General features: G+C 42.5%; 22 protein-coding genes. 13 read left to right on the top strand and 9 right to left on the bottom strand.

Annotation, left to right across the window (positions count from 1 at the left end; genetic code table 11):
* The first annotated feature begins 20 nt into the window (after window positions 1-20).
* From M0221_RS05540 to yfaE, 5 genes are all read left to right on the top strand, one after another.
* Entirely contained in the window at window positions 21-272 is a 252-nt protein-coding gene (locus M0221_RS05540; protein WP_483284630.1) for a type II toxin-antitoxin system Phd/YefM family antitoxin, read from the top strand.
* A complete protein-coding gene (locus M0221_RS05535) occupies window positions 262-549 on the top strand; it encodes a type II toxin-antitoxin system RelE family toxin (protein ID WP_483284629.1) in 288 nt (95 codons plus the stop codon). Before M0221_RS05540 ends, M0221_RS05535 begins: the two co-directional genes overlap by 11 nt.
* Before the next feature lie 70 nt (window positions 550-619).
* Window positions 620-1003 carry a hypothetical protein gene (locus M0221_RS05530; RefSeq protein WP_483284628.1) on the top strand — a complete coding sequence of 128 codons (384 nt, stop codon included), beginning with the start codon at window positions 620-622 and terminating at the stop codon, window positions 1001-1003.
* Between the two features lie 72 nt (window positions 1004-1075).
* The gene (gene nrdB, locus M0221_RS05525) at window positions 1076-2209 is read left to right on the top strand and encodes a class Ia ribonucleoside-diphosphate reductase subunit beta (RefSeq protein WP_020443319.1); all 1134 of its coding nucleotides are present in this window, start codon (window positions 1076-1078) and stop codon (window positions 2207-2209) included.
* Window positions 2210-2406: 197 nt separating this feature from the next.
* Entirely contained in the window at window positions 2407-2673 is a 267-nt protein-coding gene (yfaE, locus tag M0221_RS05520; protein WP_011513453.1) for a class I ribonucleotide reductase maintenance protein YfaE, read from the top strand.
* 124 nt (window positions 2674-2797) lie between these two features.
* On the opposite strand, the gene M0221_RS05515 is transcribed toward yfaE, so the two are convergent.
* On the bottom strand, window positions 2798-4126 hold the full coding sequence (locus tag M0221_RS05515) for a S1C family serine protease (RefSeq protein ID WP_483284627.1): 1329 nt from the start codon (window positions 4124-4126) through the stop codon (window positions 2798-2800).
* A 259-nt stretch (window positions 4127-4385) separates the two neighbouring features.
* On the opposite strand from M0221_RS05515, the gene M0221_RS05510 reads away from it, so the two are divergent.
* Both M0221_RS05510 and M0221_RS05505 read left to right on the top strand, forming a co-directional pair.
* Complete coding sequence (locus M0221_RS05510; RefSeq protein WP_483284626.1) at window positions 4386-5204, top strand: Nif3-like dinuclear metal center hexameric protein; 819 nt, start codon at window positions 4386-4388, stop codon at window positions 5202-5204.
* Window positions 5205-6187: 983 nt separating this feature from the next.
* Complete coding sequence (locus M0221_RS05505) at window positions 6188-7396, top strand: MltF family protein (protein ID WP_483284625.1); 1209 nt, start codon at window positions 6188-6190, stop codon at window positions 7394-7396.
* Window positions 7397-7488: 92 nt separating this feature from the next.
* On the opposite strand, the gene M0221_RS05500 is transcribed toward M0221_RS05505, so the two are convergent.
* The 3 genes from M0221_RS05500 to M0221_RS05490 all read right to left on the bottom strand — a co-directional run bounded on the left by M0221_RS05500 (window position 7489) and on the right by M0221_RS05490 (window position 12887).
* Window positions 7489-10554 (bottom strand): LysM peptidoglycan-binding domain-containing protein, encoded by a 3066-nt coding sequence (locus M0221_RS05500; RefSeq protein WP_483284624.1) that lies wholly within the window; start codon window positions 10552-10554, stop codon window positions 7489-7491.
* A 175-nt stretch (window positions 10555-10729) separates the two neighbouring features.
* Window positions 10730-11224 (bottom strand): hypothetical protein, encoded by a 495-nt coding sequence (locus tag M0221_RS05495; protein WP_011513448.1) that lies wholly within the window; start codon window positions 11222-11224, stop codon window positions 10730-10732.
* Between the two features lie 382 nt (window positions 11225-11606).
* Window positions 11607-12887 carry a CNNM domain-containing protein gene (locus M0221_RS05490; protein WP_020443314.1) on the bottom strand — a complete coding sequence of 427 codons (1281 nt, stop codon included), beginning with the start codon at window positions 12885-12887 and terminating at the stop codon, window positions 11607-11609.
* A 502-nt stretch (window positions 12888-13389) separates the two neighbouring features.
* On the opposite strand from M0221_RS05490, the gene yajC reads away from it, so the two are divergent.
* The 6 genes from yajC (at window position 13390) to M0221_RS05460 (ending at window position 19944) form a co-directional block, all read left to right on the top strand.
* Window positions 13390-13716 carry a preprotein translocase subunit YajC gene (yajC, locus tag M0221_RS05485; protein WP_011513446.1) on the top strand — a complete coding sequence of 109 codons (327 nt, stop codon included), beginning with the start codon at window positions 13390-13392 and terminating at the stop codon, window positions 13714-13716.
* Between the two features lie 305 nt (window positions 13717-14021).
* A complete protein-coding gene (gene secD, locus M0221_RS05480) occupies window positions 14022-15899 on the top strand; it encodes a protein translocase subunit SecD (protein ID WP_483284623.1) in 1878 nt (625 codons plus the stop codon).
* 9 nt (window positions 15900-15908) lie between these two features.
* Complete coding sequence (gene secF / locus M0221_RS05475; RefSeq protein WP_483284622.1) at window positions 15909-17153, top strand: protein translocase subunit SecF; 1245 nt, start codon at window positions 15909-15911, stop codon at window positions 17151-17153.
* Between the two features lie 203 nt (window positions 17154-17356).
* Entirely contained in the window at window positions 17357-18775 is a 1419-nt protein-coding gene (locus tag M0221_RS05470; RefSeq protein WP_483284621.1) for an MATE family efflux transporter, read from the top strand.
* A gap of 88 nt (window positions 18776-18863) precedes the next feature.
* Window positions 18864-19595 (top strand): AzlC family ABC transporter permease, encoded by a 732-nt coding sequence (locus M0221_RS05465; RefSeq protein ID WP_133104189.1) that lies wholly within the window; start codon window positions 18864-18866, stop codon window positions 19593-19595.
* Window positions 19585-19944, top strand: coding sequence for an AzlD domain-containing protein (locus tag M0221_RS05460; RefSeq protein WP_483284620.1), 360 nt, complete (start codon window positions 19585-19587; stop codon window positions 19942-19944). Before M0221_RS05465 ends, M0221_RS05460 begins: the two co-directional genes overlap by 11 nt.
* Window positions 19945-20055: 111 nt before the next feature.
* On the opposite strand, the gene purF is transcribed toward M0221_RS05460, so the two are convergent.
* From purF to gspM, 5 genes are all read right to left on the bottom strand, one after another.
* Window positions 20056-21591, bottom strand: coding sequence for an amidophosphoribosyltransferase (gene purF / locus M0221_RS05455; protein WP_020443308.1), 1536 nt, complete (start codon window positions 21589-21591; stop codon window positions 20056-20058).
* Window positions 21592-21844: 253 nt separating this feature from the next.
* Window positions 21845-22342, bottom strand: coding sequence for a CvpA family protein (locus M0221_RS05450; RefSeq protein ID WP_483284619.1), 498 nt, complete (start codon window positions 22340-22342; stop codon window positions 21845-21847).
* A 98-nt stretch (window positions 22343-22440) separates the two neighbouring features.
* Entirely contained in the window at window positions 22441-23475 is a 1035-nt protein-coding gene (locus M0221_RS05445) for a quinone-dependent dihydroorotate dehydrogenase (protein ID WP_011513438.1), read from the bottom strand.
* A gap of 309 nt (window positions 23476-23784) precedes the next feature.
* Window positions 23785-24210 (bottom strand): DUF4870 family protein, encoded by a 426-nt coding sequence (locus M0221_RS05440; protein WP_483284618.1) that lies wholly within the window; start codon window positions 24208-24210, stop codon window positions 23785-23787.
* A 224-nt stretch (window positions 24211-24434) separates the two neighbouring features.
* The gene (gene gspM, locus M0221_RS05435; RefSeq protein WP_483284617.1) at window positions 24435-24995 is read right to left on the bottom strand and encodes a type II secretion system protein GspM; all 561 of its coding nucleotides are present in this window, start codon (window positions 24993-24995) and stop codon (window positions 24435-24437) included.

The raw sequence follows: 24995 nt of genomic DNA, 5'->3' as shown, positions 1-24995 counted from the left end.
ATATTAGCGGAGAATGAGTCATGCAACCAATATTTGCCACACAGACAGCCAGTATCTCAGAATTAAAGGCCAACCCATCAGCACTGATTAAACAGTCAGATGGTGAGTCCATTGCTATTTTAAACCACAATAAACCGGTGGCTTATCTAGTGTCTACAGATATGTATGAGCGCATGATGGAAGCGATGGACGATATAGCATTAAGCCAAACGGTTAGTGCACGGATGAATGATGGTCAAATACCTATAAAGGTAACATTGGATGACTTATGATCTTGAGTTTCACCCTTTAGCATTAAAAGAATGGAAAAATTTAGCGCCCAGTATTCAGCAGCAGTTTAAGAAAAAATTACAGCAGCGACTAGAAAACCCTCGTGTGCCTGCGTCAAAACTCTCAGGACATACGGATACTTATAAAATCAAATTACGCACCGTAGGCTATCGTCTGGTATATACCGTAAAAGATGATGTGGTGGTAGTTTATGTATTAGCAGTAGGCAAAAGAGAAAATAACAAAGTATATGACAATCTTGCGACACGCCAGCCATGATGAAAGTCATTATAAGAGGCATTAAGTGCTATAACTGAAACACACAAACAATAAAAACGACGGAGGTCATGTGCAATATACCGCAATCATCAAAGACGGTGGTTTGTTTATCCCAAACGTATTTTCAGACCTAAACGATGGTGGCTCACATATCGTACAAGTAGAAGTCGACATCGCAGACGTCCGTGAGCAATTAGGCGAAGGCACAGCAGCAAAACCAGAAGCATTAAAGAAAGTCGCCACAAAAGTATTGAAAAAACCAATAAAGAGAGTGACTAAAAAAGACGTACAGAAAGAAATGCAGCAACTATCAGATGATGAGGGCTTGAGTGCGCTGCGTAAAAGTGCGATCGATGAATTGGAAGGTTTGGACGATAGCGAACTGAGTGAGATGTTTAAAGCATATGTGAATGACGGACAGACGCCAGAACAAATATCTTTAGAGCACTTGTAATATAATCCAATCAAACCAAATCTAGTCAAAACCCTATAACTTAATAACCATATCAATGATAAAGGCAGTCCCATGACTTATTCGATTTTTTCCCAAACGCCAAACAATGCGCTAACAGAGCCGATGTTTTTTGGTAATCCGGTCAACGTGGCGCGTTACGACCAACAAAAGCACCCTATCTTTGAGCAATTGATTGAAAAGCAGCTGTCGTTCTTTTGGCGTCCAGAAGAAGTTGATGTGTCACGTGATCGTATGGACTATGGCAATCTGTCCTCACACGAACAGCATATCTTTATCAGCAACCTAAAGTATCAGACGCTGCTCGACTCTATCCAAGGTCGTAGCCCAAACGTCGTGCTACTGCCATTGGTATCGATTCCTGAGCTTGAGACATGGATTGAGACGTGGACGTTTTCTGAGACCATTCACTCGCGCAGCTATACCCATATCATTCGTAATATTATCAATGACCCTGCTATCGTCTTTGATGACATCATGCAGAACGAGCATATCCTAGGGCGCGCGGCGGACATCGCCAAGTACTATGATGATTTGTATTACAGCTCATCGCTATATAACCTATATGGTGCAGGCACGCATACGATCAATGGTAAGCAAATTACCATCGATTTAAAATCACTAAAAAAGCAGCTTTATTTGTGCTTGATGGCAGTCAATGTCCTAGAAGCCATTCGCTTTTATGTGTCATTCGCTTGCTCGTTTGCCTTTGCTGAGCGTAAGCTAATGGAAGGTAATGCCAAGATTATTAAATTGATTGCTCGTGATGAGGCGCTACATTTAACCGGTACGCAGCATATTCTTAACCTCATGCGCATCGGTCGTGATGATCCTGAGATGGTCGATATTGCCAAAGAGTGCTATGAAGAAAGCATCGAGATATTCCGTAAAGCGGCTGAGCAAGAAAAAGAATGGGCAGGCTATCTGTTCAAAGACGGCTCAATGATTGGGCTGAATAAAGACATTCTTTGCCAATATATCGAATACATCACCAATTTACGTATGGAGGCGGTTGGCTTACCAGTCGCATTCCCGAACTCTAAATCAAATCCGATTCCGTGGATTAACACGTGGTTGTCGTCTGACAACGTGCAAGTTGCCCCGCAAGAGACTGAAATCAGCTCGTACTTGGTCGGTCAGATTGATTCAGACTTATCAGACAGCGATTTTGATGATTTTGAGTTATAGAAGATAGTTTTTCAAGATTGAGCTTTTAATATAGTCGATTCATCATGGAATAAGTGTAGTGCTGCTGGGATAAGTTTTGCGCAGTCTCTGTCTACGTAGGCATAGCAAGCAAGTAAAATTTATCCCAGTAGCACGTTATAATAATTGTACTTATTTTATTTAGGATTGACCATATTATAAAAAGATAGGATAAAACTATGACTTGGGTAATGACGAGTAAGAAGCAATTTTACTTGCATGATGACGAAAGCTTGCTTGATGGATTGCTACGCACCGGACATGATATCAATTATCAATGTAAGGAAGGCTATTGTGGCAGCTGCCGCATCAAGCGTATCGCCAGCTCACACGTTATTGATTATCCTTTTGAGCCGCTTGCTATGATTGAAAAAGATGAAATCCTACCCTGCTGCTGTAGAGTACAAGGCGTGATTTATGTCAATCATGAGCTGATAGAAAAGTAGCTGCTAAATCAACAAATTACTAACCATTCGATCAATCAAAACTTATTAAAAAAGCGCGCTATCTTATAGATAGCGCGCTTTTTGTTATTGCTCTTAGAGATCAGAGAATCGGTAAACACCCTCTTTACAAAGGTGCACCATCTCTTTCGAACAGTAATAAAAGCTCTTCACGCATACGGTCACGCTCGGCTTCTGACATCATTGGGGTATCTTGTTCTGGAGCTTGCAGGCTTGGTGGCTGATTACCACCAAGCGTTTCATTTTGAATCACAACAGGAACGGTGACTGGCTCTTCAACTGGACGCTCCTCTAGCAATATCTTCACTTGCGCATTTTTACCTTGACGTAAGATTTGAGCATGCAGCGTGGTATTAGGTGCTTTACGAGCGACATACTGAATCAAGGTATTGGCATCAGTCATCTCAACCCCATCAATGGTCAAAACAATATCACCAACTTTTAGACCGCTCTTAGCAGCTGGGCTCTTAGGAACCACGTTAAGTACCTCTACGCCTGTTGATGATTCGAGCTGTGTCGGATCTCTCAGCTGCGATTGTATCTCAATACCCAGCCAACCACGACTGACCTTGCCATCTTTGATCAGAGCATTCATCACTTGCTCAACGATAGCGGTAGGAATAGCAAATCCAATACCCATAGAGCCACCAGAGCGTGAGTAGATGGCAGTATTAATACCAATCAGCTCACCACGTGCATCAACCAATGCACCGCCCGAGTTACCGGGATTGATAGCCGCATCAGTTTGAATAAAATCTTCAAACTTATTGACGCCAAGCCCTGTACGTCCCGTCGCTGAAATAATACCTTGGGTAACGGTTTGACCGACACCAAAGGGATTACCAATCGCTAGTGCTACATCGCCTACCAGCGTCGGTTTTTCACGAAAGCCCAATGGTGTAAGCCCAGTCATATCGACTTTAATCACTGCCAAATCACTATCTGGGTCTGTGCCAATTAATTTTGCACGGCTTTTACGACCATCATTAAAAGCAACGGTGATTTCATCGGCTTTTTCGATCACATGGGCATTGGTGACGATATAACCATCATCCGACACGATAACGCCTGAACCTAGGTTGGTATTGCCTTGCTCTTCTGACGGTGCGCCATGATATTCAAAAAACCGGCGCAACACCGGATCGTTCATATAAGGATGTTCTGCCATCGTCTGCGTGGTATAGATATTGACCACAGACTGGGAGGCTCGAGCCACACCATTATGATAAGAGGCGATAGGCGTTGGTGAGTCCGATACCGGCTCGGAAGCTTGCTGCTCAGCAGGTGTGGTCTTTGGCGGCTCCCATTTTGCCTCCGATGCTGTCTTCATACTCGCAAATAACCAAATAAAGGCGGCTGTGACCAATAGCAGTAAAATCCAAGGTAACCACCTTAAGAGACCAGCCTTGTTATTGGCATTCGGGGATGACGACATATAAAAACCTCTATAATTTCACATAGACAATCGGTATTAAGGCATATCAGGCGTACGCCTTGATATAAGGCACTTTCACATGTGTAAATTATAGCTGTCCTCATAATACAATGGTAGCGCATCGTGTACCGTTTCAGTTATTGGGCTTGTCTATTCTTTTGCCGCATCATGTTAAAATAGTGATCACGAGAAATAATTCATTATTTATAAATACTTGAGCTACTGAAATTATTAATTGAAATTTTTATAAGGGAATACTATGAGTACGCACGATGTCTTAATCACATCATCAAATACTATCATTACTGCACACTCCTTAACTGAATTTTGCGATGATTACTTATCAGCGAATGCCTTTAAAGATTATGCACCGAATGGTTTACAAGTAGATGGCGGTCGGCCTATTCAGCGTATTGTTACTGGCGTGACTGCCTGTGAAGCATTGATTGATGCCGCCATTGCAGATAATGCTGATGCAATCATGGTACATCATGGCTATTTTTGGAAAGGTGAACCTGCCCCATTGACTGGTATGAAAGGTCAGCGTATTCGCAAGCTTATGCAACATGGTATCTCCTTGATCGGCTATCACCTACCACTCGATGCCCATCCCGTCATTGGTAACAATGCCACATTGGCGGCGGCGTTAAACATGACCATCATCGAGGCACTGTATCCTGCTGAGACACATCCGGTTGGTAATATTGCCATTTGCACCGCACAGAGTGCTCAAAGCCTTATCGCTCAAATTACTCAAGCATTGGGGCGCATGCCATTACATATTGCCGCTGAGTATAACGTCGATACTCATAACAGTAATAAGTTAATTGAGCGAGTGGGCATCTGCACGGGCGGCGCACAAGATATGATTGAGCAAGCATCATTAATGGGCTGTGATGCATTTATTTCTGGTGAAATATCAGAGCGTACCACTCATATCGCCCGTGAGCTTGGCATTGACTATTTTGCTTGCGGACATCATGCGACAGAACGCGGCGGCATTGAAGCATTAGGTAGGATTGTTGCTCAGCAGTTTGACTTGCCAGTGACATTTATCGATATCGATAATCCTGCTTAAGCAGCAGAACCTTATTTTTCTCCTAAAAAAGACAGATAAGCAGATTTTTGCTTACCTGTCTTTTTTATTTTGGCCAGTAACAGAACAAACTTATATTCATTAAATCGAAATTATGCGATAGAAAACAGGCTAAATTATTACCTTCTATAGTGCTATTGTTAAGTTTTATCGCAATTTTCTTAACTACACTTGAATAATCAGATGAATATCTGCATATTACTATCTGTAGAAAGAATGTCTTGTCATGAGACTCCCCATTATTACAGCTTCCGGTTATGGCACTAAAATGATGATTGAGGTCTAAAATCCTATTATTTTTACTTTTTTAATAGGGCTGTAGATAGCAATCAATATAATATCACCTCGGCTTATACATTCTTGAGTAAGGTGATATTTCCTATTTTAGTGTTGCAGTAGCGGTACAGCAAACTGCTTGATGGTTTTTTATTCATTGGCTTTTATTGATCAGTCTTATTTATCAGACAGATTAACTTGCTTGTCTTTATTGCTGGATAAACGGTATGAGTGACCATTTACTCTTAACATAGTCAGAGTATTTGATTATCCATACCAGCGTAACAACTCTGAGCATATCCTGCTCACGCCACGTTTTTCCAATAATTTATTCATGACCTTACCGATGTTAAAGTGTCTTTTAAATAATGTCGTTTAAATAGTTCGAATCACAGCCAAGTCTATCATTGATGAAGGAATCATCTGATTTAGCGCCTTTGCGGTGTTTTGCAGCCTTTTTTTAGCAATCAGGTATTAAAGTGCTTTTTTATGCTCTTACACCCCTTGCTATAAGGTTGCCAGCTGAGACTGTACGGCTATATTTAAACGAGATGTTATGAGATTTATATGCTCAATAAGTATGTAAATTTTATAGTATTTAAAATGCACCTCTATTTATGCTGCTGATATTGGCGTAAATGAGCACGTATTTTTATGGTAAGTAGGATGGCTAAAATTAGGAGACATCCATGCAGCGAATTACTTATCGTGCGAAAGCATCTGCGCGAGGGGCTAAACGCCGTATCTCATATATATTGCGTCCATCTAAACGCTTGCTAAACACCGAAAGTAACATCGTTCCAGCTATTGCATCTATCAAAGTGACTCGTTTCGCCAAAACCAAGAAATTGGCGCAAATCTCAAGCATCGCCCTACTCTCACTCCCTGCTGAGAGTCTGACGACCATGAATAACCAAGTACCAGCTTATGACCATGTTATGCTGGAGAAGACCTTGACCCTCGCTGCTGTTCCAGGCGATAGCACTTATTTTGCGACCGATGGCTTCCAACATGGATTTGGTTACGACTTAGTGCGTAACTATGCTGATGAGCTTGGGGTAAAAGTCACTCTCAAAGCTTATGCTGATGAGGAAGCTGCGCTAAGAGCGTTACAGTCAGGCGATGCGGATATGGCATTGACCACGGCCAGCACCCAATTAAAAAGCCAGCTGAATTTGTCTTCTATTAATGTCAGCTGTGGTTATGATGCCAGTTTGACCAAAAATGGCTTGCATCCTAAAGTAAGCTGGACGTTTAATTCTGCCAATGATCCATTGTCACAAAAAGCCAGCTATTTTTTATGTGATAGCATCAAGCTTGATAATACTCAAAAGCTAGCCGCCTTTTATAACCAAGACTTATTAAAAGATGCCTATAGTCAAGATCATTTCAAGACCACACTGACAGAAAAGCTTCCTGATTATCAGTCTTCGTTTGAAGAACAAGCGCGCAACTACAATCATGATTGGGAGCTTTTGGTTGCCATGGGTTATCAAGAGTCGCACTTGGATGCCAATGCAGTCTCTCCGACCGGAGTACGCGGCATTATGATGCTAACTAATAATACGGCAAAGGCAATGGGCGTCTCAGACCGTGTTGACCCTTACCAAAGTATCGGCGGCGGTGCTCGTTACTTAGAGCAGATGAAAACTGATTTTGCCGATGTACCAAAAACGGATCGTATTTGGTTTGCGCTTGCGGCTTATAATATGGGACCAAATGCTGTTAAAGGTATTCAGCGTAAATTGAGTGCCAAAGGTATCGATGACAAAAGCTGGGCAAACATATATGCCTATCTGTCTGATAATAAAGCGTCAAATAGCCGCTATGGTCAAGCCATGCATTATGTGAGCAATATCAGAAGCTATCTTGAAACAATAAAAACTGCCACGGTTTAATCAGATATTGATAATTGATACTGCCATAAAAAAAGCTGCTCTTTTATAAGAGCAGCTTTTTTATTAACAACATTTATTCAAACATGCACACATTAGCGATTAGGCACCGTTAAGCGTTGACCGCGTTGCAGCATGGTATCGACTGCAATGTCATTCATATCCGCAAGCTCTTTGGTTGAAACGTCGTATTTACGTGCCAAACCAATCAAGCTGTCTCCTGAGCCAACCGTATAGCTGACCGTTAATTTCGGTACTTTGATGGTTTGACCACGTTGTAACTGAGCTTTGGTCGAAATATCATTGGTAGCAGCTAAGTCTTCAACTGAAACACCGAAGCGGCGTGCTAAAGCAATGAGTCCATCGCCAGACTGCACCTTATAGCTTTCTGTGTTGCCGAGCTTTTTGCCGCTATTACTGGTAGCTGGCGCGCTATCAGCCTTACTGGTCGTCTCTGTGCTCACCGAACTACTGCTCTTGCTACTGGCCGCAGCATTCGCACTAGTACTCACGCTACCCTTAGCAGGAATGGTAATCGTGCGACCTAAGATCAAGTTAGAATTGGTCTTGAGATTGTTAGCTGCTGCCAAATCACCCAAGCCAATATTGTAACGCTGGGCAACACCCGTCAAAGTATCGCCTGATTTTACCTTGTAGCTGACTGCCTCATCATTTAGCTGACGATCAACCAATTCTTTTGATACAGGAACTTTAATCGTTTGTCCACGTTGCAAACGCGCATTAGCATCAAAATTACTGTTTACGGCAGCAATATCTTCTGCGCTGACCCCAACACTATTAGCGATGCCAATCAAGGTATCCCCTGATTTGACTTTATAATTGCTAGTCGGCGCTGAGCTTGAACTGCTGGCTTTGGTTGTGGTGTTATTGCTACTAGCAGTGCTCTGTGTAGCAGTAGACCCACTGTTAGAAGTAAAGTCTACACTGGCAGGTACTTTCAAGGTCTGACCGACGTATAATGAATCTGTCGTACCAATATCATTAAGACTGGCCAATGTCTCAGTCGTTATATTAAATTGGCGTGCAAGTGCAATCAAGCCATCACCCGCTTTTACTTTATAGTTTTTGGTCGCAGTCGATGACTTCTTCGGTTTAGTAGATGGCGCGGCAGGAGTGCTGACTGGCGCTGTTACTTTGCCTGGGATAAGCCATAGTTTCTGACCTCTTAATAAGTCTGCACGGCTGCTCAAATTATTATAACTTGCTAACTGCGTCACTGATAAACCAAAGCGATTGGCAGTACCTATAAGCGTGTCGCCGCCTTGTACCACATAACTTTCAGGCTGGCTCGCGACAGTGCTGCTGGTAGCGCTCAATGGCTCGATAGTTTTGGCATTATATAGATACAAAGTACTACCAGAGAGTAGCTTGGCACTGGCATCCATCTGATTCCATTCGGCAATATCGCGCCAGCTCACACCAGAGCGACTGGCAATATTAGCCAAAGTATCACCGCGTTTGACCGTATAAGTGGTACGTGTGCCTTGTGGTTTTGGCTTACTAACTGAGGTTTTTGGGAAGCTCAGTTTCTTCTCTTGTCCCGTGGCTTCTAAGACGGACTGCTGCGTCTGTACGGCAGATAGATTGATATTACCATCGGCGTTAATGACATTGGTTTCAGGCGTATTAATACGAATTTGATTGGCAATAAAATCACGCTCCGCTTTACTTAGCGGCGGCTCTTGAATGATGGTATTGTTTTGAGTGATTTGCGCTGATGTGGTCGGTAAGCTGTTACTACTTTTCAGCTCAGCGTTGATTTTTTTGGTCTCTGCTGAGGTTAAAGGTGGCTCTGTACGCACTGAGGCACTGCTGCTATAAACTGAGCTGCTGGTCGTTGATGACGATGGCGGAATATAGCTGGTGGTTTGCTGCGGGACGCTTGCACTGGCAGCATAGTCAGCAAGACCCTTACCAGTGCCCGGCAATGATGAGCTGGTAGTATATGGCTTATTATTATAGCTTGGCGTTGTTGACCCAGAGTAGCTTGGCGTAGTCGTCGTAACAGCATTGCTAGAAGCGAGAATATTACTACTGCCATTACCCCTCAAAGCGCTCAGCTTCACATCAGTGGTCAGACTGACATCATTAGGAATAATAATACGCTGCGGACCTGATGAATCGATACGTGCTGAGGTTAACGCCGTATTTAATCTTTCTAATTCATCGTAGCTAACACCCGTGACTTGCGATACTTCGGCTAAGCTTACGCCATAGTTGACAGGCACACTACGGAAATGCTGACGGTTAGCGATAGCCGGTAAATAGACACCGTATTTTTCAGGTTTGGCAACGATTTCGGCAACTGCCAAAAAGCGTGGTACATAGTTCATGGTTTCAGTCGGTAATCTGAGTGACCAATAGTCGGTAGGTAAACCTTGAGCTCTATTGGCATCAATGGCTTTTTGCACACGACCAGGACCGGCATTATAAGCGGCTAATGCCAGCTCCCAACTACCAAACTGATTGTGCAATGCGGTCAAAAAGTCATAAGCGGCACGTGTTGACTCAATCACATCACGGCGACCATCATATGTACTGCTTTGATTTAGACCATAAATACGTCCCGTACTCGGAATAAACTGCCATAAACCTGCTGCTGCCGCACTACTGGTGCCACTTGGATCGTAGGAGCTCTCAATCACAGGCAGCAAAGCCAGCTCGGTTGGGATATTGCGACGCTCTGCCTCTCTTACTGTGTGATAAATATAGCGACTGGCACGCGCTGTTAAACGGTTCAAATAATCCTGTCTACTGGTAAACCAGCCTTTTTGTGCTTCAATACGCTGATTATAAACCGGCTGTCCACCGTTCATCCGATACCCAGCACGCAGGCGATTCCACAAGTCACCATATTGTTGAATAGCAAGTTTGTTGCCCTCAACCATAGTCATGTCAGTGGCTTCCAATAAATCAGCAAGCTCATCTAAGCTTTCAGCATCCAAAAATGCAGTCGAATAATCTGCATTTCCCGTTGGCTGAACTTGCGTGGTAGGACGCTTAACCACAGCTGTGCTGCCAGTCGCCCCCGTCTTTTTCACCGCTGATGTATTACTACACGCACTGATAAGAAGAGTTGACACCGCAAGCGTCAATGGTAAAGCTATAAATGAGCGATAGTTTGATGACACAGTAGACATGATAATGGAAGTTTCCTAACAACGAGAAGTGATGAAATAAAGTTGATCGACAGTATAGTACGCAATATCAAATAAAGACCAGCTCAATATAAAAGATAATACACAAAAATTAATGTGCCCTATCATTGATGGCTAAAGGTTTTGCTCATTGGCTGACTTTATTATTGAAGGAAGACTAATTAATCGTAACTTGGGATACAGCACGCAAAAGTATGGCGTCACCAGTAGACAAAGCCAGTGTCACTCTTGAAGTAGTAACAAAGGAGACCTTTTGACCATCTTTGACCCAGCTTTCATTGGTCGTTACATTGGCTTTTGCTTGTTCACCTGAAATTACAATGTTATCAACATTGATGTCATAGCGATAGTTTGAGGTATTGCCCCAGCTATTTTGCAGCAGTTTTAAATAAGCCTCTTTATCCAGACTGGTAGACTTGCCTTTTCTTGACAACGAAATCAATGCCTCATCAGAAACCAAACGCGCCACCTGATTAATATTTCGATTATTAGCGGCAGACTTCATAGCAGTCGCGTAGTTTTGTACCAAGGCTTCAGTCATGGTTGCTGCTTGCGCAGTGATAGTTATGGTGCTGACAGCAGCAACGATTGCCGCCAAGCTGGCACCTTTTATCAATAGAGCCAATAGCCCTTTTCCCCATAGTTGTTTCATGATATTCCTTAATGGTGGCTTTATAATCATTACTATTGAACGACAATGAAATAGCTACGATTTAATTATAGAGTGCTATTTATATCTAATAAATCTTATACCCTAAACTTTTAACTACTGACGAACTAGTATCTTCAATCGATGCAGTAATTAACGAGTATTTCTATTGATAGGCATTTCTAACAAGTGCTTTTATATTAGATTTCTAGCAGCCTATTATTAGGATACTTTTAGCCTATCACTTAATTCTCACAGCCATGTGACACCCTGTGTAATTATTGCGACTACCTCAGTAAAGTATGCTTTTTGAATAAATGAGCTATCTTATAAAAAGCATACGATAAATTATCAGTAGTTTACGCAATAAAAACTGATTAAGTTTTTATTGCTTACTGTCAGCTGTATAGTCTTCATAATGCTCATCATCACTTAGCTTCATACCCAAGCGCTCGACACGTCTGTCCATCATTTGCCGTGCCAATGCTTGCATGTCTTCAACGCGATCTATCTCATCGACAATCTCAAGACCTAAGAGAGTTTCAAACACATCTTCTAGAGTAACTAAACCTTTGACTTCCCCGTATTCACCAACCGTAATGGCAATATGGATACGGTTTTTCAGCATCAGCTCAAGCAAATCAAACAATTTCATCTTTGAAAAAACAAAAGTAATGTCACGTTTAAACTGCGTCAATGGCTTATGTACGGCATGATTCACTTTTGCTAACAGCATGTCTGTTTTTAATACAAAGCCTGTAATATTATCCAAATCACCATCATAAATCGGTAGTCTAGAAAAGGTCAATTTTGGACGATCAACCAGCAACTCTGCTACTGTTTTGTTCTCTTCAAAAGCTAGCATCACCGAACGCGGTGTCATAATATCTTCAACCTTAATAGCACCAAATGCCAGTAAGTTTCGGATAATACGCGACTCTAATGGATCGATTTGTCCTGCTTCTTCACCAATACTGGCAAGCGCGGCAAATTCGCGACGGCTAAAGGTTTGTGGCTCTTTACCACGTACCAGCAGCTTGGTGAGTTTTTCTGAGATCCAAATTAGTGGATATAGCAGTAGAATAATACCACGTACAAAGTAGGCAACCATGCCACTGAGTTGACGCCAGTACATCGTACCTAAGGTCTTTGGAATAATCTCAGATAAGAATAAAATAGCGAGGGTCATGATGGCAGAAAACAAACCAAACCAAGCACTACCAAATACAATCGTCGCTTGCGCACCTGCGCCTATCGAGCCTAGTGTATGTGCCACTGTATTCAAGGTCAAAATAGCAGCCAAGGACTGATCGATATTATCAATCTTTAAGCGTCTTAACATATGGGCTTTTTTTGGATTGCGCTCTTGAACATCAGCGATATAAGACGGCGTCATCGTCAGGAGTGCTGACTCTGCCAGTGAACAGATAAATGAGATACCAATGGCAACGAGTACATATAGTATGAGCAGCAATATACTGCTTGTACTTGGGTCCGCTACTCCTTCAGCTGCCCAGACCGTTTGCGGTAGCAGCAGCGTTATCCAGACAGATAACGCCAACAATGATTTGATACTCAAGCGAGTATCTCCAAGCATCGTCGGGGGAGGTTTGGCAGAGGCGTCTTTACGACAAGCACGCGAACGATGTAAACGAGGTACAGACATAAAAGAGGTGAACAAGTTAGGTAACCTAAACAAAGAAGTAAAAGGAAGTCACAATATATCATGAGCAGAGGCAAGCAGATAGAAAATATTATCTGATATGGTCTGGATCTTTTATATATAAATGAGCACATATCGCTCAGCACAATGGCTTAAATCTTACTTTAAAAACTGGCGACTATTTGCTTTCGATAGTAGCATTGATGCGCTTATTTCACAATAAATCGCTATATATTTCAATAATCACGACACATTTGAGAATGAGAGGAATACGGGTTTCGCTTGATGGCATGTTAACTATTTACTATTGGGCTTGTTTTATAAGTCAATGGTTTCTATATAATGTAGACAGTTTAAAAAGTAAGATAGGCAAAATAATGCGCTATCAACATGCCTTTAGCTTAAGAAAAACATAACCAGCTTATGATTAACAGTTACCAAGTCTGGTATTTTTTGCTACTATGCGTCTAAATTAATTGTTATCTATAACTTGTCGAGAGAAACTATGTTGTTATTTATCCAAGCCGCTCACGCTGCTGAAACTGCCGGTGCGGCATCACTGTTCGGTCAAATCTTATTACCAGTTGCTTTTTTTGCTATTTTTTACTTTTTGGTGATTCGTCCACAATCAAAACGTACTAAAGAGCATCGCGCTATGGTAAGTGCTTTGACAGTCGGCAGTGAAATCATATTTGCTGGTGGTTTGATGGGTCGTATCAAACATTTGGAAGGCGATTATGCAGTGGTAAGCTTAAATAATAATACAGATATCAAAGTACAACGTGCTTCTGTTATTTCAGTATTGCCAGCTGGTACTATCGAAAGCGTTTAAACGTCATTGACATCTTTGATAATTGATATATGTGATCGTTAAAATTAGTCAGCACGATAATGACTGACTATTATTGTATCAGTATCAATTAACAGTTGTAATGATTATAAAATGACCGTACATTATTTACGGTCATTTTTGGCTTTACCGTTTTATGCTTTATTATCATCGCGGATGATCACAGTGGTGCACTATCATGGCTTCTATGGCAGCTAAATAAGCACCTCACCATTGTTATCGCTAACTTCCCATCTGCTAACTTGTGGCCTGCGTCGCCAGTAGTTTATCAACCTAAAGAAGTGATTATGCAATATCCCGCTTGGAAATACCTACTCATCACCGTCGTACTTATCATTGCCGGTCTATACGCTGCTCCTAACTTATATCCTGACGAACCTGCCGTACAGATTACCAGTGCTGCAGCAGGCACACAGTTGTCTGATGGCATTTTAACGCAGTCACAAGACTTGTTAAAAGAAGCTGGCTTGAACTACCACGATGGTACGTTCAAAGGTAACAGCGCATTGGTACGTCTTGACAATCCAGTCGATCAGCTCAAAGCTCAGGAAGTATTGAGAAAAAACTTGGGTGAGAACTATGTGGTCGCACTGAACTTAGCGCAGACAACGCCGCAGTGGTTGCGTGATATCGGCGCCAAGCCCATGAAACTTGGTCTTGATTTGCGTGGCGGCGTCCGTTTCGTCTTAGAAGTTGATATGGACAAGGCGCTCGAACAACGTCTGACCAGTGCCAGTCGCGATATTCGACGAGATCTAAGAGCTGAGCGCATTGCTGTTAAAGGTATCAAAAACGACAAGCGTAGCGTGGTATTGCATTTTTCCGATACAGACACTCGTAACCGTGCCCAAAACGTTTTGCAAAGCTCAATGGGTAACACCTTTGCCCTGCAATCTTCTATTGATGAGCAAGGCCCTGCCCTGATTTTGGCGTATAACGATGCAACGCTTGATGAAATCAACAGCTATGCGGTCAATCAAAACTTGACTACCCTACGCAACCGTATTGCTGAACTTGGGGTAACAGAAGCATTGGTACAATCACAAGGTGCTAGCCGTATCGTCGTTGAGCTACCAGGTGTACAAGATACCGCTGAGGCAAAACGCGTCCTTGGTCGTACGGCCAATCTTGAATTCCGTATGGTCGCTGAAGGTGCCGAAAACTATACAGGCGGTATTCCACCTGCCGGTACTGAAGCGTTCCCATTTGAAACCCTTGATGGTCCGCCAGTATTATTAGAGCGCCAAGCGATTGTCACTGGTGATAAAGTTACTAATGCTCAAACCGGTATTGATGAAAGTGGCTCACCTGAGGTTAGTATTACCTTAGACAGTGCTGGTGGTAAGCTGATGCAGAATGCTACCCGTACAGCGGTTGGCAAACAAATGGCAGTATTGTTTATTGAAAATAAACAGCGCATCGCTTATGAAGAAGACCCAGCTACTGGTGAAACTGTTGAAGTTCGTACGCCATATGCTGAAACAAAAGTCATTAACCGTGCAAATATCCAAGCAGTACTAGGCTCATCTTTCCGTATCACTGGTCTGGATAGTAGTGCTGAAGCCGCTGAGCTTGCATTGTTACTACGCTCAGGCGCGTTAGCGGCACCGATGTATTTTGTTGAAGAGCGCACCATTGGTCCATCACTGGGTCAGGAAAATATCGATAAAGGCTTATTCTCTACGCAGGTTGGTTATTTATTAGTCTTTGCGTTTATGATTATCTTCTATCGTTTGTTTGGTGTGATTGCCAATATTGCTCTAGCAGTTAACGTTATTATTATTATCTCTATTATGTCCATCTTAGGCTCATCACTGACATTACCGGGTATTGCCGGTATTGTATTGACCATCGGTATGGCGGTCGATGCTAACGTTCTAATTTTTGAGCGTATTCGCGAGGAGATAGCTAATGGAGTGAGACCGAAATCGGCTATCGTGGCAGGTTTTGATCGCGCCTATAGTAGTATTTTCGATGCCAATATCACAACCTTACTGGTCGCCTTTATCTTATTTGCAATTGGTACAGGTCCGATTAAAGGCTTTGCGATTACTTTAGCCATTGGTATTGTCAGCTCGCTGTTTACGGCTATTTTGGTAACCCGTGCACTGATACAAATTGCTTATGGTAAGCGTAAATCTATCAAACGTCTGAGCATCGGTTAGGAGAAAACTATGGCAATCGATAATAACAATCCTCTAGAAAAACAGAACAATCCTGAACCCAACGGCTCAAATATTACAGCAACTGGGCGTGGACGTAAAAAACCTCGCCGTGATGGTAAGGGTAGCAATACCCAAACCAATAACGCCACTGCTAAGAAATCAGCCAGTAAAAAGCAGCGTAGCGGCGAACATGCGAGTAAAGATAGCCACGTGCTCGCGCCTGCTGCTATCGATCCTAACTTAGCATTGGGTGACGCTGCTGACGATGCAGCTGCCTATGCCGAAGGCGGTATCAAAGCCGTTGGTGATCAGCGTATCATCCCTTTTATGAAGATAGAAAAGCCAATGGGCATTTTATCAATCATTTTGGTGATTGGTAGTATCATTGCAATTGCGGTCAATGGCTTAAACCTTGGTCTTGATTTTACCGGTGGCGTGTCAGCAGATGTGCGCTATGAGCAATCTGTTGAGCAAGGTGATGTGGTTACTGCGTTGGCAGATAATGGCTTTGATGATGCAGTCGTGCAGTACCTAGGCACCTCGCAAGAGCTGCTAATACGTTTGCCACCTCAATCTGATAATATCGATGGTCTTAACACCAGCTTGAGCGAAGCGTTAGCGCTACCTAATAACGATGTTGAAATCAGCAACGTGAATATTATCGGTAGTCAAGTGGGTAATGAGGTTTACTTAAGCTCAGTCATGTCGATTGTGCTTGCACTAGCGTGTATGCTGGGATATGTCGCCCTGCGCTTCCAGTTCAAGCTGGCACTTGGTGCAGTATTGTCCTTGTTCCATGATGCTATCGTGACCATCGGTGTCTTTGCCTTATTTGGCTTCCCATTCGATCTAACAGTACTAGCAGCCATCTTGGCATTGATTGGTTATTCATTGAACGATACCATCGTTGTCTATGACCGTATCCGTGAAAATTTCCGCCGTGTCCGCGGTATCAGTCCGCGTCAAACCATTGATTTGTCATTAACAGAGACACTACGCCGTACGATTATGACCATTTCAACCGTGCTATTAGTGGTATTAGCAATGCTGTTTTTGGGCGGTGATGGCTTATTCTGGTTCTCAGCGGCACTGTTTATTGGTTTACTTGCTGGTACTTATTCCTCTACCTATATTGCAAGCTCGATTCCTCTAGCGATGGGTCTGTCACGTGATGACTTTATCGTCAAAGTAAAACCTGAGTTTGAAGAAGAAATCGTGACTTTCAATGATCCAAAGATGTTTGAACAAGATTGATAATGGCACCCCTGCTCACTTGGTAAATTCTCTATTAAGTGAGTAGATAAGCGTGATCATGGAAAAAGCACCTAGACTCTAGGTGCTTTTGTTTATGTATCATGGTCAAAATCAAATCAATACCTAAAAATTTTAGCGCTGCTATAAGTTATTATAGCACTACCTATGAGCATTCTTAATCTGCCTATCTAAGCGATTGCCTTATGTCATCTATCCTACCGCCACGTCCTATGCCGCCTATTGATACTCGCTATGCACGTATTATCGCTATTGCATTGCCAGTATTATTGGCAAATCTTGCAATGCCACTCCAAAGCGTCATTGATACGGCGATTATTGGCAATATGAATGATACGGCAAAACTTGCTGGTATCGGGCTTGCAGTACAACTGCTATCACTATTGCTCGTCAGTTTTAACTTTTTGCAATATGCGTCATCTGGACTTTCTGCTCAAGCTCTTGGGCAATTAGATAATAGAAGCACTGCTCATAACGGCGAGTTAAAAGATAACAGTGGTCAGCAATCACCGCTGTTGTCCATCTTGCAACGCGCTTTGGTTTTGGCATTTATGATTGGTGCCGTTTTACTACTGGTAAAACCTTGGCTCATTGATTTTGGTCTACAAGCGCTTGCCGCCAATCCTGATAGCGGTGATGCAGCAAAGACCTATTTAGATGTGCGCTTTTGGGGTGTGATTGCTGAGCTAATGAACTTTGCTTTTATTGGCTGGTTTGCAGGTCAAGGCAAGACCCGTTATATGCTATATCAACAAGGTTTTATCGCTATACTCAATATCATTCTGACACTATTTTTTGTTTTTGCAATGGATATGGGCTTGGTCGGTGTCGCATTGGGTACAGCGATTGCCTTCTGGCTGGGCGTAGTATTGGCATTATGGTTAAGTCGTCTACATTTGAAAATCTCTTGGGAGGCGTTATTTACCGCTGACCCACAGCATTTCAATAAAGATAAGATGCTTAGGCTATTTTCACTAAATAAAGATATTTTTATTCGTACGCTTATTTTAACGTTAAGCTTTGCTTGGATTACTCGACTCTCTGCTCAAAGCGGCGACGTCATACTCGCTGCCAATGCTATTTTATTACAAGTATTAAGCATCTCAGCCTTTGCCCTTGACGGGGTGGCAGTCTCTGCTGAGACGTTAAGTGGACAAGCAGCAGGTCGACGAGATTGGTCGCGCTTTCGCATTATCGTGAAACGTACCGGCATCGTGAGCTACGGCCTTGCTATCCTGCTAAGTGCGATATGGTGGCTTGCCATGCCCACATATTTACAGTTTATGACCAATATCGAACCGGTCTTTACGCTCGCTTATGACTATCATTTATATGCTGTCCTGTTACCACTTGTCGGGGTTGGTGCTTACTGGTTAGATGGGATATTTTTTGGTTTAACAGCAGGTAGCATTATTCGCAATGCAGCCCTTATATTAGCGGCTATCTTTTTCCCATTGAGTTGGTTGCTTTATCAGCAGTGGGCTATGACGGGCATCTGGCTCAGCGTATGGTGTTTATTGTTGCTAAGAATGTTGATACTTGCTGGATTTTTATACCGTGCTCATCAAACTGGTAGCTATGAAAAACTCCAACTTGACCATTGACCATTGACCATTGACCGATCAGCATTACACTATTAAGCTCCCTTTAAAATTTAATAATAAACAAAAATGGTAAAAACTAGGATGTGACGTGAATACTCAATCAAATGAGATCAATCAAACTCAGGTACAGGGCTACGACTGGGGAGAAGGCTTTAAAAAAAGCTTACCAGTCGCCATGGGTTATTTGCCAGCGGGCATCGCCTTTGGTGTGCTTGCGCAAGTTGCTGGTATACCAGTATGGGCAACGATTATGCTCAGCGTGGTGTTGTATGCGGGTGCCGCTCAATATGCCTGCCTACCAATGTTAAGTGCTGGATTACCGATTGGCAATATCGCAACCAATATAGCTGCTATTAACTTGCGTCATGTTTTTTATGGCATGCCGTTATTACAATATCTCCCAAAGAATAAAATAGCCAAGACCTATTGCTTGTTTGCTCTAACTGACGAAACTTTTTCGGTGATGACCAGTTTGCCGAATGAATCACGACAAGCATTGATAGTGCCCATAAGCTTATTCAATCAAAGCTGGTGGGTATTAGCAGGTGCGATTGGTGTGATGATTGGTAGCGCTCTCAGTGATTTGGTGCCACATTTAGACTTTGCCTTGGTCTGTCTATTTGCGATTTTAGCTTATGAGCAATTCCAAAGTATCAAACGTTATTTCCCTATTATTATTGCTGTCATTGCCTTAGTTATCGCCTCTTTTTTTACCAGTAACTGGTTATTATTGGTAGCGATTACGATTTGTATGCTTATGATTTTAGTCCGTGGAGTTTGGGTGCAGCGCAGTGTGCAAGGAGGCAGTAATGAGCAGTAGTTATCTGATTTTTGCAACGTTCGCGATGGCAGCAGTGACTTTTATTACCCGCGCTCTACCCGCTTTAATACCCAAAAAGCTACTGGATACGCCTTGGCTACATCGATTAAATGAAAGTTTACCGTTATCGGTCATGGTACTGCTTATTTTGACCAGCTTGTCTTATCAAGGTTTGTTACAAAGTACCGGTATCAATGGTGCGGAGATGCATTTACTAATGGCACAAATTAGCGCTTTATTATTGGTATTGTTTGTCTATCATATTAGCCGTCAATTACTGGTCAGCATGGTGGTCGGTATCACTGCGATTAATGGCTTTTTATGGTTGTTCAAGGCTTTTTTAATCTAAAGAATCACTCTTAAAACTATATATTTTGACAATAAATTTAATAGCAAAAAGGCTGAATTCATTGAGAATCCAGCCTTTTTTTAATTACTATATTTTAAGATATAAAGAGGCTTAAAGTTCTTCTACACCCATCATATCTACTGGCGTATCAGCGACTATTTGTACCCCTTTTTTACCCTTTTTAGCAGTGTCGTTACGCTGCTCTTGCAGATGCTCAAGATACGCTTCATTGATTTGACCAGTGATGTAGCAGCCATTAAATACGGCACAATCAAAACCTTCAACTTTACTATGCTTAGTATCTTTGACCGCTTCAATCAAATCGTCCAAATCTTGGAAAATTAAGCGGTCAGCACCGATGATATCACGCACTTCTTCAACGCTATGTCCTGAGGCGATAAGTTCGCTACGCACTGGCATATCAATACCATAGACATTTGGATACTTAACCGGTGGCGCTGCACTGGCAAAGAATACCTTGCGCGCGCCTGCATCGCGTGCCATTTGGATAATCTCATGGCAAGTTGTACCGCGGACGATTGAATCATCAACCAAAAGGACATTTTTACCTTTAAACTCTAGTGGCACTGCACTTAGCTTTTGACGCACTGACTTTTTGCGCTGCTGCTGACCTGGCATGATAAAGGTGCGACCGATATAGCGGTTTTTCATAAACCCTTCACGGTACTTGATATTCATCTTTAGCGCTAGCTCCATCGCTGAGGTACGCGAGGTATCAGGGATAGGAATGACCACATCGATATCATGATCTTCACCCCATTCAGCAAGGATTTTATCGGCCAGTTTTTCACCCATACGTAGGCGTGATTTATAAACGGATATATTGTCCATAATAGAATCTGGACGGGCAAAATACACATATTCAAAGATACAAGGTGTATATTCTTTTTGCTCAACGCACTGATGCGTATGCAATTTATGGTCCAAATCAATAAATATAGCTTCGCCTGGCTTAACATCACGAACAATACTAAAACCTGAACCGGTCAGAGCAACCGATTCTGATGCCACCATATATTCTGTGCCGCCATTAGCTGCCATGCGCTTACCAAAGATAAGCGGACGAATACCGTTTGGATCACGAAATGCTAGCAAACCATGACCAGTAATCAAAGCAACTACGCCATAAGCGCCTTCAACACGGCCATAAACCGCTGTCACTGCTTCAAAGATGTCAGCAGGCGTTGGATGAGTTTTGCCTAGATTTTGCATTTCATGTGCCAACACATTGAGCAAAACCTCAGAATCTGAATCGGTATTTAGATGACGACGATCTTCTTGATAAAGCGACTTCGCCAAGCTCTCAGCATTGGTCAAGTTACCATTATGTGCCAGCGTGATCCCGTAAGGCGAGTTGACATAAAAAGGCTGCGCTTCAGCACTGCTTGACGTGCCAGCAGTCGGATAACGCACATGACCGATACCGAATTTACCGACCAGCTTTAACATATGGCGATTCATAAAAACGTCACGTACCATGCCGTTTTCTTTGCGTAAATATAAACGTCCATCCTGTAAAGTCACAATACCTGCCGCATCTTGCCCACGGTGCTGCAACATGGTTAAGGCATCATACAAAATTTGGTTGACCGGCTCATGAGCTGCGACCCCAACGACTCCACACATAGTTGTATCCTATTTTGAATTTGAACCACACATTAAAAACACAATAACGGCATTACTACTGATAAAATCGCTTTAGTTTGTGACCTATCATATGCCGCCAAGCTGATGATGTTTGCTAAGATTAAAATCTTTTTAAGAAAAGAATGATCTATGACACAAACGGTTGATGATTAAGCTAATAATTAAGCAGTGATAATTGATGGATGGTATTTTACGAATATTAGATGCGGTTGAATAGCTTTTTATTCAACCCTTATGATTGATTGACCTGATCCCAAGCCATCCCAAACATATCTGAGACGAGCGCTTTACCGACAGGTGCATAAGGTAACAGCTCAGGTGCCAGTACGGATGTCTGCCACTGCGGCATTTGTACCAATAGTGGCGCACTAATACTAAGAATCACCAAAACCATCAGCACATTTTTAGCAGCACCTAATAGGCCACCTGCCATCTTATCAAGTATACCCAAACGTAAAGTTTTTAAGACACCTGAAAAGACAAAGGCAACCAAGTGCATGATAGCCAATATCGCAATCACTACCAATAAAAAAGCAGCAGCCATCTGTAAGACAGGGTTCTGGATGATACTCGATAACTGCGGTGCTACGGAAGCGGCCAATCGACTTGCTGCAATAAGAGCGATAAACCAACCGACCAAACCAACTGCCGTCTTAATCAGACCCACTTGAAAGCCGCGCCATAAGCCTATTAGCACCACAACAGCAATCACAATGTCTAAACCACTCATGTATACCGCCTCGTTACTTTATATCTTTTGTATCAGGTGTTGAATTAAGTATTAGATAACAAGCCTTCATACTTTTAATCTAATCCATATAGCTACAATTAATTTTCCATTGCGTCGTAATAACCACCGATAGACTGTATACAAGACTGTACAAGCCCAGGCCCTTTATAAATAAGCCCTGAATAAAGCTGAACCATATCTGCGCCCGCTTCGATTTTCTTGACAGCCTTAGCGCCGCTATCGATACCGCCGACCCCAATCAATGCCACTTTACCATCCAGCTGATCAGAGAATTGTTGTAAAATCTGCGTACTAATGTGGCTGACCGGACGACCTGATAAACCGCCTGCTTGATCGCCATCGGGCAAATCTTCGACGCCTACGCGGCTCAATGTGGTATTGGTCGCAATCAAACCATCAATCTCGAAATCCAGCAGTTGCTGAGAGATATAATCTACCTGTATTGGATCTAAATCAGGCGCGACTTTAAGAACCAATGGCACATAAAAACCGTATTCTGTTGCCAATTGACTGTGGCGGTTTTTGATCGCATCTAACAGATGGGTTAATGCTTCTCCGCTTTGCAGGTCACGTAAATTTGCGGTATTTGGCGAAGAGATATTGACAGTGATGTAGGAAGCATGTGGGTAAACACGCTCTAAGCAGTAAACATAGTCATCAGCCGCTTTTTCAACTGGCGTTGCAGCGTTTTTACCGATATTAATGCCGATATTGCCTTTGTATTTACAGCGCTGCACATTTTCAATGAGGTAGTCGACACCTTCATTGTTAAAACCCATACGGTTAATAATGGCGTCTGCTTGTTTGAGCCTAAATAAACGTGGTCTATCATTACCGGCTTGCGGCTTTGGGGTGACCGTACCTACTTCGATAAAGCCAAAACCAAGTTCAGCTAAGGCGTCAATATAATCGCCGTTTTTATCCAGTCCGGCTGCAAGACCAACAGGATTAGAGAACTGCAAGCCCATGCAATCAGTTGGCTGCATAGATTGACCATAAACCAAACCTAAAACACGCGCTTTATGGGCTTTATCCAATAAGGATAAGGTCATTTCATGCGCGTGTTCAGGGTCCATATTAAACAAAAAAGGGCGAAGTAAGGCATAAGACATAGTAACAACAGACCCTGCTTGAAAGTGAAAATGAATAAAGAAAGCCAATGTGGTCAAGCGCAGCGATTATATCAGCTTAGTCGAAATAAGACCAAAGTTTCATCAGCCAATTTTACTATAGAGAATATATAGTGAATTCAGTATTAAAACGATACAGCGGGACTGGAATAAATTTTACGCAGCCTCTGTCGGCGTAGGCACAGCACGCCAGAAAAATTTATTCCAGTTCCGCGTTGCAATATAGCGTATCTATTTTATTTGGAATCGACTATAGATAGCTACTCTCTATAGTAAGATATAGCTCAATTATTAAGGGACAGGTCGACCATCCGCTAGAGCAATCCAGCCTCGCACGATACGGTATAAATGCCAAATAAAGGCAACGCCCATAATAATAAAACCAATGCTAGCCAGTAATACCGAGCCGACAGCGATATTACCGCTATCCGCCATCATACTAACGCCAAAACTACCAAGAGCAAAAGTAATGATGCCAATGCCAACGATAAACCACACAATACTGTACCAAAATGTTTTAATTTGCCAGTCAAAGTGCGTGGCAAGCCATGTGCCATCAGCATCACGACGTTTGGCATAATTCATAAAGATAGGCACAATCCACAGCAAACCGGCAGTAAAATAACTGAGTACATATAATAAATACGTAATGTGGTTATACGTTACTAAAGAGCGGCTTTGTTTATTATTCATATTATCACTCATCGGATTATTCATATGATCACCTGTCATGGCATACATAGCATATTGTGCTGATTATAAAACCCTACACATAAATGAGGCATGAATTTTAAAGTGAAACATTTGTTATAGCTATTTTATAGTGTCTAAGAAGTACTTTTTCAATAAGGTCTGTTGTATAAATGGGTTTGTTAGTATAAAAGCTATTGACTAATTTTGAGTAAAATTTATCCCCATAATGCCCCATGTCCCTTGCCCATTTATGATGAGGTAACGGTAGCCTGAACCTGAATCGCTTTAGTGAGCAAATCTTGCTGCATAGACAACTGAGTGAATTGCCAGCCTTGTTGTTCAAGCTTACCAAGGGCAGCACTCACCACCGCTTGACTCGGATTATTAAAGCTTAGTTGTACCGTATCACCATTAGCAATCACTTGCGCATCTACAATGCCTGATTTAGTCAACAACGCATTGACACTACTAGCAGCAGGTATTACCTCTGCACCATCAGTAGTATTGGCAGCCGCTAACGCATTACTATCTATATTACCTGCTTGAGCACGCAACCAAAAATAATCAGCAACCTGCTCTTGGTACTCGCTTTTGCTATGATTAGCTGCCTGATGAATACTATAACCGCCATAACCGCCAACAAACAGTAGTAAAAAAGCAGACAGTAATAGCAAAGCCAACTGGTCACGAGAAGACAATGCTTGCCAGCGTACAAATAGCAGGTTTTGATAGCCTGTCATTCGCGCTGATAATGCACTTGTCTGCAGCATCGTTGAGCTACGTTTGGTACGGCGCTGTAGTATTTTCAT

This window comes from Psychrobacter sp. ANT206 (assembly GCF_056880555.1).
Note: the sequence above shows the minus strand (reverse complement) of the source record. Positions and strands in the feature narration are given on the sequence as shown.